Source organism: Tessaracoccus sp. MC1627 (assembly GCF_014164725.1).
Taxonomy (GTDB): Bacteria; Actinomycetota; Actinomycetes; order Propionibacteriales; family Propionibacteriaceae; genus Arachnia.
In genome coordinates, this window is sequence record NZ_JACJGA010000001.1 from 593,131 (window position 1) to 605,439 (window position 12,309).

At 68.2% G+C, this 12,309-nt stretch carries 10 protein-coding genes; 2 read left to right on the forward strand and 8 right to left on the reverse strand.

The genetic code is table 11. The features are described 5' to 3' along the window. Positions 1 to 36: 36 nt before the first annotated feature. Positions 37 to 837 carry an HAD family hydrolase gene (locus H5399_RS02610; RefSeq protein WP_182781456.1) on the forward strand — a complete coding sequence of 267 codons (801 nt, stop codon included), beginning with the start codon at positions 37 to 39 and terminating at the stop codon, positions 835 to 837. 21 nt (positions 838 to 858) lie between these two features. Here H5399_RS02610 and H5399_RS02615 read toward each other — a convergent pair whose 3' ends face one another. From H5399_RS02615 to argG, 5 genes are all read right to left on the reverse strand, one after another. Further along, positions 859 to 2,733, reverse strand: a complete 1,875-nt coding sequence (locus H5399_RS02615; RefSeq protein ID WP_182781457.1) for a cell wall-binding repeat-containing protein — start codon at positions 2,731 to 2,733, stop codon at positions 859 to 861. 63 nt (positions 2,734 to 2,796) lie between these two features. Next, the gene (locus tag H5399_RS02620) at positions 2,797 to 4,473 is read right to left on the reverse strand and encodes an alpha-amylase family protein (protein WP_182781458.1); all 1,677 of its coding nucleotides are present in this window, start codon (positions 4,471 to 4,473) and stop codon (positions 2,797 to 2,799) included. A 5-nt stretch (positions 4,474 to 4,478) separates the two neighbouring features. Continuing rightward, a complete protein-coding gene (locus H5399_RS02625) occupies positions 4,479 to 5,435 on the reverse strand; it encodes a TIGR03885 family FMN-dependent LLM class oxidoreductase (RefSeq protein ID WP_182781459.1) in 957 nt (318 codons plus the stop codon). Between the two features lie 75 nt (positions 5,436 to 5,510). Then, positions 5,511 to 6,029 carry a winged helix-turn-helix domain-containing protein gene (locus tag H5399_RS02630; RefSeq protein ID WP_182781460.1) on the reverse strand — a complete coding sequence of 173 codons (519 nt, stop codon included), beginning with the start codon at positions 6,027 to 6,029 and terminating at the stop codon, positions 5,511 to 5,513. A gap of 338 nt (positions 6,030 to 6,367) precedes the next feature. Beyond that, a complete protein-coding gene (gene argG / locus H5399_RS02635; protein ID WP_182781461.1) occupies positions 6,368 to 7,789 on the reverse strand; it encodes an argininosuccinate synthase in 1,422 nt (473 codons plus the stop codon). Between the two features lie 134 nt (positions 7,790 to 7,923). On the opposite strand from argG, the gene H5399_RS02640 reads away from it, so the two are divergent. After that, complete coding sequence (locus H5399_RS02640) at positions 7,924 to 9,516, forward strand: FG-GAP-like repeat-containing protein (RefSeq protein ID WP_182781462.1); 1,593 nt, start codon at positions 7,924 to 7,926, stop codon at positions 9,514 to 9,516. Between the two features lie 26 nt (positions 9,517 to 9,542). Here the strand turns inward: H5399_RS02640 and H5399_RS02645 are convergent, their stop codons facing one another. From H5399_RS02645 to H5399_RS02655, 3 genes are read right to left on the reverse strand one after another with little or no spacing between them, the layout of a single operon-like run. Beyond that, entirely contained in the window at positions 9,543 to 10,532 is a 990-nt protein-coding gene (locus H5399_RS02645) for a Gfo/Idh/MocA family protein (RefSeq protein ID WP_182781463.1), read from the reverse strand. 2 nt (positions 10,533 to 10,534) lie between these two features. Then, a complete protein-coding gene (locus tag H5399_RS02650) occupies positions 10,535 to 11,626 on the reverse strand; it encodes a DegT/DnrJ/EryC1/StrS aminotransferase family protein (RefSeq protein ID WP_182781464.1) in 1,092 nt (363 codons plus the stop codon). Next, positions 11,623 to 12,228 carry an acyltransferase gene (locus H5399_RS02655; protein ID WP_182781465.1) on the reverse strand — a complete coding sequence of 202 codons (606 nt, stop codon included), beginning with the start codon at positions 12,226 to 12,228 and terminating at the stop codon, positions 11,623 to 11,625. Before H5399_RS02655 ends, H5399_RS02650 begins: the two co-directional genes overlap by 4 nt. Positions 12,229 to 12,309 lie beyond the last annotated feature (81 nt).

The window sequence follows — 12,309 nt, forward strand, 5'->3', positions numbered from 1 at the left end:
GGCCCGCCGGCGCAAGACAAGAGAGGTAACGCGTTGATGAAGTTCAGCCCCCAGCTGGTGGCGCTCGACATCGACGGCACGCTCGTCGACCCGTTCGGCGACATGCCGCCGGAGGTGCGGGCCGCCGTCCGCCGCGTGGTGGACTCAGGTGTGCCCGTGGTCCTGTCGACGGGTCGGTCGTGGATCTCCACCGAGATCATCCACTCCCACCTGGACCTCCCCCCGGGCTGGGCGGTGACCTCCAACGGCGCCATGGTGGTCACGCATCCGCCCTTCGAGGTGCGCCACGAGACCCGCTTCGACCCCCGGGAGACCGTGCACAGGGTCGCCGAGCTGGCGCCGAGTGCCTGCATCGCGGTGCAGGACGGGCTGCACTGGCGGGTCAACCGGCCGTTCCCCGACGGCGAGCTTCAGGGCGACGTGGCGATCGAGAGCATAGAGGAGCTGGCGTCGCGGGAGGTGTCGCGCGTCATCGTGCGCGACCCCCACAGCTCCGAGGAGGTGTTCAACGGCATGGTCAGCCAGCTCGGCCTGCACGAGGTGGCCTACTTCATCGGCTGGTCGGCGTGGCTGGACATCGCCCCGAAGGGCGTGGACAAGGCGCACGGGCTGCAGATCGTGTGCGACGAGCTGGGCATCGATCCGGCCGACGTGTTGGCCATCGGTGATGGCCGCAACGACATCGAGATGCTGGAGTGGGCCGGGCGCGGCGTCGCGATGGGTGACGCCCCTGACGTGGTCAAGGAGTCCGCCGACGCCATCACGGGCAACTTCGCCGACCTCGGCACGGTCGACGAGCTGGCCCGCTGGTTCCCGGCCCTTGCCGACGTCAACTGACGCCATCCTGACGTCCAGGCGTCAGGATGGATCCTCCTCAAGGGGGAACGTGGAGGCGGGCGTCCGCGCGTCCGCGGTGAAATAGCCGTCGCCCTGGTGGGTGTCGATCCACGAGGCAGCCGCCCGCTCGTCCGCCCCTGAGGCCCACACCCGCCCGTGCGCCCAGCTGTAGGTGTTTGTTTCGATCCACCGGATCTGGCTGGGTACCGAGCGCCATCCGATGGAGTGCCGGCCCAGCGTAGGGTAGTCCTCCTTGTACGCGGCAGCCGCGGCTGCGACGAGCCAACCAGGCGCGGCGACGACCTCACCCCGAGGGGTGACCACGGGGCTGTACTGGAGAGCCTCGGACCGCTTCTGGTACAGCGGTGACTGGAAGAACAGGCAGTCCACCAACCCCTCCGTCACGCAGGCATCCCTCAAGGCGTAGCCCACTACGTAGTGGCTCGGATGAGCATCGAGCCAGCTCATCCCCCGGAAGTGAGCCGTCGGCCCGGCCTTGGCGACCACATTGCCCACGGCCGATCGGACCTTGGTGGCCGCATCGCTCAATTCCTCCTGCACGTAAAGGAAGTGGACGTTCGAGGCAGGCACGCCCATCCGCTCGAGTGCCGACAAGAGCTCAGCGTTCCGGGAAGCGGTGATCTGTTCGTTTGTCAGGCACCTGTTCAACTGCTCGCACAGGAGGTCCTTGACCCCCGTCCAATAGCCGGCGTTCACGAGATAGACGTGAATGCGGCGCCCGGCGTTGATGTCGCGGCTGATGCCGCCAACCATGGAGATGAGTTCGTCGTCCTGATGCGGCACGAAGTAGAAGGCCTCTTCGCTGGGTGTGCCCTGGGGGATTTCACTCGCGATGGTCGCCGCGGGAGGGTTGACCGCACGACGGATCGCGGAAGTGCCACAGGGTGTCGGAGAAGTTGTCGTCGAGGATGCGCTCCCCAGATAGAACCTGTGGGCCAACGTCCTCGACGATAATGCCTCGGTGGTGTAAGCCGGAGCGCACGAGCCGGTGCTCAGCAGGATCGGAGCCCCGTACGAGTGCGCTAGGGGGGTTCCGCTCAGGCCGTCTGGGAAGAGGAGGCCGGACGCGACGACGGCCGTATCCGCATCTTGGAAGTAGCGCTGTGCCACGGTGGCCGCGACGGCGTAGCGGTCGGCGCCGCCGATCCGCTCCGTCGTCGCGCCGGCCGCGGTGGCGATAGCTTCCAGCACAGCGTCACTGATGGTGTCTGAGCCGCCAAGAACGGTCACCGTCTGGGGCGCAAGGCTCCGCAGAGCCTCAGCCGTCGAGGCCGGCAGGTCACCTTGGCGCGTCAGGAGGAGCGGAGCGCCGAGCTTCGCTGCGAGTGGTCCAGCCGAGAGGGCATCGGAAAAGAGCTCCCCGGAGGCGATGACAACATGGGTGGCGGTCGTCCCAGCGGCGATCCCCGCCGCGACCTCGTACCGGTCAGCGCCGCCGATGCGGGTGACGGGGGCAATGGTGCTGAGCGCCGACTCCACGGCAGGGGAGACGCTTGAGGTCCCTCCGACAATGAGGATCTCCTGCGGTGGCCGGCGTTGCAGCTCGGCGGTCACGGATTCCGGCAGGGAGGCCGCGCGTGTGAGCAGCAGCCGTGACTGATCCCGGGCCGCCAAGGGACCTACGGTGAGCGCGTCCGGGAACACCTCACCTGAGGCGACGACGACGCGATGCCCGTCACCGCCGGGCAGCCAGCGGGACAGGTTGGCAGACACGGCGAAACGGTCAGAACCGCCGATGCGCTGCTCGGCCGTTCGCTCAACCGTCACATCACCAGGCGCAGCCGTCGCTCGCTCGGCACCACTGGGCAGGGAAGAAAGGGCGAGCGCCGACAGGATCGCCCCCGCGAGGAGTCGTCGTCCGGTCGCAGTGCGCATGGTTCTCCCATTGTGATGATGGTGCTCGAGTTGAGGGGCAGCCTACCCCTGGGTCGGGCCTTATCACCTTCGACGTGTCACGGGATCCGAAGTGGACCGCACGCGGAACCAGCGGTAGCCGTACCCCTCCAGCGTGAGCGACAAGGCGCCGTCGTGCACGACCATCGCGTCGCCGTCGAGCAGGTCCTCCACCACGTCGTCGTCCCCGAGGACTCCCGGGAGCGACACCGACACCGGATCAGCCGAGAAGTTGTGCACCGCCACCACCGCAGACCCCTCCAGCGACACCCGATGCGCCAGCACCGGCCGCGCCTCCGTCGGGATCACCGAGAAATCTCCCCATCCCAACTCCGGCCGACGGCGCCGCACGCCGATCAGCGTGCGCAGGAACGCCCACAGCGAGTCCGGATCATGCTCCTGGTCCGCGAAGTTGACGTGTTTGGGCCCGTATCCGTCGGGCACGACCCGCTGGATCAGCTTGCCCGGGGCCGCCGTCGAGAAGTCGCCGTTGCGGCCTGGCCCCCACTGCATGGGGGTGCGCACCGCCATCCGGCCTGGCGCCTCAAGATCCTCGCCCGTCCCCAGCTCCTCCCCGTAATACAGCGTGGGGGTGCCGGGCAGTGAGAACATCAGGCTGTAGGCCATCCGCACCCGACGCGGGTCCCCGCCGAGCATGGGCGGCAGCCTCCGCTTGAGCCCGCGACCGTAGACCTGCATCTCCGGCTCCGGCCCGAACGCGTCGAACACCTCCTGGCGCTCGGACGCGGTGAGCTTGTCCAGCGTCAGCTCGTCGTGGTTGCGCAGGAAGGTGGCCCACTGACACGTCGGGTGGATTGTCGGGCGGGTCTCCAGGGCCTTCACCAGCGGGCGGGGGTCCTCGCGCGCCATCGACAGGTAGGTGGCCTGCATCGCGATGAAGTCGAACATCATCTGCAGCTCGTCCCCCGCGTCGCCGCCGAAGAACTTCCGCTGCTCCGCGTGGGGAACGTTGACCTCGCCCAGCAGCATCGCGTGGCCCTTGCGTCGCTGCATGAAGGCGCGCAGCTGCTTGATCACGTCATGGGGATCCACTGCCATCGTCCGCGTGCCGGTGTTGTCCGCGTTCTGCAGGAGGAACGGGACGGCGTCCACCCGGAATCCGTCGATGCCGAGCTCCAGCCAGAAGCCGACGGTGCGCAGGATCTCGTCCATCACCGCAGGATTGGCCAGGTTGAGGTCCGGCTGGTGCGAGTAGAAGTGGTGCAGGTACCACTCGCCGGTCCGATCGTCCTGCGTCCAGATGCTGTCTTCCTCGTCCGGGAAGACCACCTCGGCGGAGGTGTCCCCCGGGTCGGTGTCGCGCCACACGTAGTAGTCGCGGAACGGGTTGGTGGTGCTGCGGCGCGACGCCACGAACCAGGGATGCTGGTCCGAGGTGTGGTTGACGATGAGGTCCGCGATCACGCGGATGCCACGGTCGTGGGCGGTGCGGATCACCTCCACGAGCTCGCCGTGGTTGCCCAGCCGCGGGTCGACGCCGTAGAAGTCCTTGACGTCGTAGCCGTCGTCGCGATCCGGGGAAGGGTAGAACGGCATCAGCCACAGGCAGGTGATGCCGAGTTGGGCGAGGTAGTCGATGCGTTGCGAGAGGCCGCCGAGGTCTCCCACCCCGTCGCCGTTGGAGTCGAGGAAGGTCTCGATGTCCAGGCAGTAGACCACTGCGCTCTTCCACCACAGGTCGCTTGTGTCGGTGATCCTCATCCTCGTCACCGGACCTTGGGGAGGACGTGCGCGCCGAACGCGTCGAGGTACTCGGACTGGTCCTGGCCCACGTAATGCAGGTAGATGTCGTCGAAGCCGAGGTCTGCGTACTCCCGGATCCACGCGACGTGCTGGTCCAGGTCCGACGAGATGCGCACCACGTCGCGCACCGACTCCAGGGTGACGTGCTCCGAGGCCGCGTCGAAGCCCTCGACGGTGGCGATGTCCCAGGCGAGCGGCTCGCCCAGCACGTTCGATCGCCATTGGTCGAAGGCGATCTGTTCGGCCTCCTCCATGGTGGGCGCCCACGACAGGTGCAGCTGGAGCGCCACCGGTCCGCGCCCGCCGGCCCCGCGGTAGGCCGCGATCACCTCGCGCAGCACCTCCAGGTCCTGGTTGACGGTGATGAGGCCGTCAGCCCAGGCCGCGGCCCTCGCCGCGGAGGCCGCCGAGACGGCCGGGACGAGCAGCGGCGGCGGCTCCTCAGGCCGGTCCCACACCCTCGCGCGGTCGACGGTGATCAGGCCGGTGTGGCTGACCTCCTCGCCGTCGAGGAGGCGGCGGATCACGTCGACGCACTCCTCCAGGCGCGCGACCCGCTCGTCCTTCGCGGGCCAGCGGTCCCCGGTGATGGACTCGTTCATGGCCTCGCCGCTGGCCAGGGCCGTCCAGAAGCGCCCCGGGAACATCTGCGCGAGCGTGCCGATCTTCTGCGCGACGACGGCGGGGTGGTAGCGCTGGCCGGGCGCGCAGACGCACCCGAACTCCAGGCCGGTCGTCGCCAGCGCGGCACCGAGCCAGGACCAGGTGTAGCCGGAGTGCCCCTGGCGCTCTGACCACGGCTTGTAGTGGTCCGAGCACATCGCCATGTCGAAGCCGACGCGCTCGGCCTGCTGCACGTCGAGGAGCAGTTGGCGCGGCGAGATCTGTTCGTGGGAGGCATGGAAGCCGATTCGGGTCATGCCCCCACTCTCACCCGGTCAGTGCGGCGGAAACAAGGGTTTGGCGAAACTGCCCCCAACCTCGGGCGACGGCGGCTAGGCGGCGGCGACCCGCCGCGACCTCCGCAGCACGTCGGAGGCCACCGTCATCACCTCGACGGGGGTGGGGGCCGGCCGCTCGGGCCTGCGCCAGGCGAGCCCCTCCTCCTCGATCCTGCGGAGGTGGCGTTTGATCGTGGAGACGGAGCACCCGACTCTGCTGGCGATCACCACCAGCGGCAGGTTCGGATGGGCGGTGCGGAGTCGGTAGATCTCGTGCGGGTCGTACTGGCGCCCTGACCTGACCCCGACGGTGGAGTCGAAGTCCTCCGGAGCCACCTCGACGGCGAGCCGCGCACGGATCTCCTGCCGCTGCCGCCTGGTGGTGCCCGCCACGAAGCCGGCGACATCGAACCTGGTCACCGCGTCGGTGAGGCATGCGGCCAGCCGCGGGCACTGAGCGCACATCGTCTCCGCCTGCGCCCGCACCATGGCCTGTTCGCGTCGCTCGCTCCGGGAGTCCGGAGTGACTCCGTCGTCGAGTAGTGGGTGGAGGAAGACATTTCTGTACCTCACACACTCTGTCATTTCAGCCATCGCTGCCCCTCGCTGCTGCTGCCGTCATGGGTGGAATCCCATGCACCAACGTTGCCAAGAGCCGGGCCGGGTCCCGGTCCCAGGGATGGGGGTCCCTACCTGAGTATTGTGAGTGCTCAAGGACAGAGAATTGAGTATGTGTACTCACTTTGACGGGCGGGGGTCTTGGGGCGCCGCCACATGAGTGTGATGACAAGCACCGTTGCCTGCCGTTCCCCTCGCGCCGGGAGGAGTTCACTTTCGGCCACTATGAAACCGCCGCTCACCATGCTGGGCAGGTGAACGGCGGCTCGGGTGTCGCGGGCGGTTTGCCGGGGTCAGTCGGTGCCGGACTCCATGGAGGAGCTCGCGACGGCCTCGTCGACGTCAGACGGACCGGTTGCTCCGAGCTCGGCGATGGCCGCAGCGCCGCCGGCCTCGAGGCGCCCGATCAGATCCTGGTGGCCCGCCAACAGCGTCCCCTGTGCCGCGTACAGCTCCAGCTTCTCGCGCGAATCTGCGATGTCCAGGTTGCGCATGGTCAGCTGCCCGATGCGGTCCGTGGGGCCGAACGCGGCGTCCTCGACACGTTCCATGGACAGCTTGTGCGGCTGGTAGGAGAGGTGGGGGCCGCGGGTGTCCAGGAGGGTGTAATCGTCGCCGCGGCGCAGCCGCACATCCACCTCGCCGGTGACGGCGGAGGCCACCCAACGCTGGATGGATTCGCGCAGCATCAGCGACTGTGGGTCCAGCCAGCGGCCCTCATACAGGAGCCGGCCGAGCTGGAGGCCCTGGGAGCGGTAGTTGGCAAGGGTGTCCTCGTTGTGGATGGCGCTGAGCAGGCGCTCGTAGGCGATCCACAGCAGCGCCATGCCGGGGGCCTCGTAGATGCCCCGCGACTTCGCCTCGATGATGCGGTTCTCGATCTGATCGCTCATCCCCAGGCCGTGGCGGCCGCCGATGGCGTTGGCCTCCATGACGAGCGCGACGGGATCGTCGAAGCGGGTGCCGTTGAGCGCGACGGGGCGGCCCAGCTCGAAGCGGACGGTCACGTCCTCGGTGGCGATGGCCACCGCCGGGTCCCAGTACTTGACGCCCATGATGGGCTCAACGGTCTCCAGCGACACGTTGAGGTCCTCGAGGGTCTTGGCCTCGTGCGTGGCGCCCCAGATGTTGGCGTCCGTGGAGTAGGCCTTCTCCTTGGAGTCGCGGTAGGGGAGCTTGCGCTCGGAGAGCCACTGGCTCATCTCGTCGCGGCCGCCGAGCTGGTGGACGAACTCCTCGTCCAGCCACGGCTTGTAGATGCGCAGCTGCGGGTTGGCCATCAGGCCGTAGCGGTAGAACCGCTCGATGTCGTTGCCCTTGTAGGTGGAGCCGTCGCCCCAGATGAAGACGTTGTCGTCTGCCATGGCGCGGACCAGCAGCGTGCCGGTGACGGCGCGGCCGATGGGGGTGGTGTTGAAGTACGCCCTGCCGGCCGAGCGGATGTGGAAGGCGCCGCACGCGAGGGCGGAGAGGCCTTCCTCGACGAGGTGGGCACGGCAGTCCACCAGCCGCGAGAGCTCGGCGCCGTACTGCACGGCTCGGCCGGGGACCGAATCGATGTCGGGCTCGTCGTATTGGCCGATGTCGGCGGTGTAGGTGCAGGGCACGGCTCCGGCCTCGCGCATCCACGCGACGGCGACGGAGGTATCGAGCCCTCCGGAGAAAGCGATGCCGACGCGCTCGCCGACGGGGAGGGAAGTCAGGACTTTAGACACGTGGTCACTGTAGATGATCGCCACAGAAGGCAGCGGGGCGTCCGCCAGGCGTGTCACAGCCAGGTTCGTCGCCCATGGCGTTTCAGCGCGGACAGGCGCATGATGGAGTCACGAGCAATTGATTGGTAGGCGTCATGTCAGCCCAGCAGCGGACGCCAAGAAGAGCGATCGTCTCGCGTCTCCTGGTCAGCGTCCTCATCCTTCTCGCATCATTCACGGGAGCCCGTGCCCAAGCCGCGGATCTCCTCGGGCACGACGTGTCGTGGCCCCAGTGCCCGTCGCCGGACGGCTACGGCTTACCCATGCCGCCGGACTCCACCCAATTCGTGATCGTCGGGCTGACCAAGGGTCTGGCATTCACGAGGAACCCGTGTCTAGCCAATCAGGTGCAATGGGTCACGTCGAGGTCCAGGCCCGCCCACGCCTACGGGATGGCCACCTATCCCACCGCGGCCCAGCTGACCGAGTACGGCTCAGCCGGACCTTGGCGCTCCACCACACCGGCCGCCCGGTTGAGCAACGTCGGGTACGCACAGGCGAAGGACTCCGTCGCGTACCTGGCCCAGGTCGGCTGGAGGCCGCAGGTGGTGTGGATCGACGTGGAGCCCAGGCCCGCTCAGCCCTGGCCGTCAGGGACCGCCGGAAGGCGGGCGCTCAACCGCGCCGTCGTCGAGGGGTTCATGCGCGGTCTGGCGGAGTCCGGCTATGGCTACGGGCTCTACTCCTACACCAACGGGTGGAGTGAGATCGTCGGGGACTGGAAGCTCCCCAACGTCCCGGTGTGGGCCACCGCGGGGCGCCTTGACTACGCCAACGAGGCCATCGACCGCTGCTCGCAGGCAAGCTTCTCCGGCGGCCGCGTACTCATCTCGCAGTGGTACGACGACACCCGAGACTACAACCGGACCTGCGGCGCCTACCAGTTCACCAACTTCCCCGCAGCCCTCCCGCCCCGCACAGGCTTCCTCAACGATCTCAACGGCGACTGGCGCAATGATCTGCTCGCGCGAACGACGGACGGGAAGCTGTGGCGCTACGCGGGGAACGACCGGGGCCAGTTCACCAGGCAACAGATCGGCACCAGTTGGGGCGTGATGAACCTGATCGAGGTGGTCGGCGACGGCAACGGAGACGGCAGCAGCGACTTCATCGCCCGCGACGGTTCGGGTGGCCTCTACCTCTACGTCGGGTACGGGTACGCCGGGCCCACCCGTCAGCAGGTCGGAAGCGGGTGGAACGTCATGGGCGACGTCGCCGGCGTGGGGGACTTCAACGCCGACGGCAGGACAGATCTGCTGTCGGTCCAGAACTCGACCGGCGACCTCTGGCTCTACAAGGGCGACACGTTCAGCGGACAGACCCGCACCAGGGTCGGGACCGGATGGAACGTCATGGACCTGCTCGTCTCGCCCGGGGACTTCAACTCTGATGGGAACCCTGACCTCATCGCCCGGGAGAAGAGCACGGGCTACCTGTGGTTCTACCCCGGCAACGGAAGAGGCTCTCTCCTGGCGCGCACGCGGATCGGCACCGGCTGGGGCGTGATGGACATGGTCGAGGGGTTCACCGACCTCAACGGCGACCGTGTTCCGGACATCGTCGCCCGGCAGAGGAGCAACGGAGTGATGTATCTCTACCCCGGGAACGGCACGGGCAGCCTGCAGGCACGCGTCTCGATCACACATCCGGCCGGCGGGACGTGGTCTGGCTTGAACGCCCTGGCCTGAAGCACCCAGGCCAGGGCATCGGATTTTCAGCCGATGGCGACGAACCGGTCCGTCTTCGCGGACTCGATCATGGCCTCGCACACCTCGACGACCCTTGCGCCCTGCTCCAGGGTGACGATGTCCGCCTCCTTGCCCAGTACGGCGTCGCGGAAGTTCTCGTGCTCGGTGCGCAGGGGCTCGGGCTTCGGGATCTCGTAGCGGGTCACGTCGCCCTCGGACACGCCACGGAACTGGGCGATGTCGTCCCAGGTGTTGACGATGCTGCCGTTGGCGTAGAAGGTGAGGTCCGCGGTGAGGGTGTCGGCGATGTACATCCCCTTCTCGCCGGTGACGACGGTGAGCCGCTCCTTCGTGGGGGTCAGCCAGTTGACGAGGTGGTTCGACATGAGCCCGCCCTCGAGCTGGCAGGTGGCCGAGACCATGTCCTCATACTCGCGGCCGGCCTTGAACATGGTGCGAGCCGCCACGAGCTCGTACTTGCGCTGGGTGACCCACGCGGTGAGGTCGATGTCGTGGCTGGCGAGGTCCTTGATGACGCCCACGTCCGCGATGCGTGCGGGGAACGGGCCCTGGCGCCGGGTGCACACCTGGTAGAGGTCGCCGAGGTCCCCGGCCTCGAGCCGCTTCCGCAGGCTCTGCAGGGCGGGGTTGTAGCGCTCGATGTGGCCGACGGCTCCGACCAGCCCCTTGTCGGCGAAGGCCCGGGCCAGGGCGCGTGCCCCGTCGACGGTCTTCGCCAGCGGCTTCTCGATGAGCGCGTGCACGCCGGCCTCGGCCAGCTTCAGGCCGATCTCCTCGTGGTACATCGTGGGAGCGGCCACGACCACGTAGTCCAGCCCCTGCTCGAGCAGGGCGTCCACGTCGGGGAGCACCGCGAGGTCGCCGGCCAGACCGTGCGGGTCGCCGGCAGCGTCCGCGACGGCCACCAGCTCCACCCCGTCGATGGAGCGGAGGTTGCGGGCGTGGTGGCGCCCCATCATGCCTAGCCCGATGAGGCCGGCGCGGAGGTTGGCCATGGTCAGGCACCTGCCTTCGCGAGGGCGTTGACGGCCATCACGATGCGCTCGAGGTCAGCCTGGCTGAGTGACGGGTGCACAGGCAGCGACAGGCACTCCTTCGCCGCGCGCTCCGTCTCCGGGAGCTCGACTTCTGCCATGAACGGCTTGAGGCGATGGTTGGGCACGGGGTAGAACATGCCGGAGCCCACGTTGTACTCCTCCTTCAACGCCCTGGACAGGCCGTCGCGGTCACCCGCGACGCGGACCGTGTACTGGTGGAAGACGTGCACGGCGCCGTCGGCGATCGGCGGGGGAGTGACGCCCTCGAGGTTGGCGGAGAGGAATGCGGCGTTCTCCTGGCGGGTCTTGGTCCAGGCGCCCACCTTGGTCAACTGCACCCGGCCGATGGCGGCATGGATGTCCGTCATGCGGTTGTTCAGGCCGACGACCTCGTTGTGGTACTGCTGGAGCATGCCCTGGTTGCGGTACAGGCGGAGGTTGCGCTCGATCTCCGCGTTCGCCGCGGACACCATGCCGCCCTCACCGGAGGTCATGTTCTTGGTGGGGTAGAGCGAGAACATCGCGAACTCGCCGAACGCCCCGACTGGGGTGCCGTTGAGTGCCGCGCCGTGGGCCTGGGCGGCGTCCTCGAACAGCATGAGTCCGTGCTCGTCCGCGATGGCGCGCAGCTGGTCCATCTTGGCCGGGTGCCCGTAGAGGTGCACCGGCATGATCGCCTTGGTGCGTTCGGTGATCGACGCCTCGACGGAGGCCGGGTCCAGCGTGAAGTCGTCCTCCGAGATGTCCGCGAAGATCGGCTTGGCGCCGGTCAGGGCGACGGAGTTGGCCGTGGCCGCAAAGGTGAAGGACGGGACGATGACCTCGTCGCCCGCGCCGATCCCGCAGCTCAGCAGGCCGAGGTGAAGGCCCGAGGTGCCGGAGTTGACGGCGACGCACGCCCGCCCGAGCTTGAAGTGCTCGGAGAACTCGGTCTCGAAGGCGGCCACCTCCGGGCCCTGGGCGATCATGCCGGAGCGCAGGACGCGGTCAACCGCGGCACGCTCCTCGTCACCGATCAAGGGCTTCGCCGGGGGGATGAAGTCGTAGGTCATGCGGATTCCTTTACCAGTGTCAGAGTGTCGCCGGACTGTTCGAATTCGTCGCCGGTCTTGGGGTCGCGGAAGGTGTTCTCGCCGGTCTGCTCGAGTGGGAAGCCTGAGCGGCCCACCCACTTGATCCGCCGAGCCGGCACTCCCGCGACGAGGGCGTAATCGGGGACGTCGCGCGTGACGACGGAGCCGGCCGCCACCGTCGCCCAGGCGCCGATGGTGACCGGTGCCACGCACACGGCGCGGGCGCCCACTGAGGCGCCCTGCCTGAGGGTGACGCCCACCGGCTCCCAGTCGTGGGCGCTCTTGGCGCTTCCGTCAGGGTTGATGGCGCGGGGGAAGGTGTCGTTGGTCAGGACTGCGGCGGGCCCGATGAAGACGCCGTCCTCCAGGAAGGCCGGCTCGTACACCAGCGCGTAGTTCTGGATCTTGCAGTTGTTGCCGACGTGGACGCCGCTGCCGATGTAGGCGCCGCGGCCGACGATGACGTTCTCTCCGAGGACGGCCCCAGCGCGGACCTGCGCGAGGTGCCAGACGGACGAGCCGTCGCCGATGGTGACGCCGTCGTCCAGGTCGGCCGACGGGAGGATCCTGGGCTCAGCCATACGAGTTCTCTCCTAGCGTTGATCGGGGCTCAGTCTAGTGCTGGGGGTGTCTCCGGCACGCGGGCGGGCCCAGAGACGTCC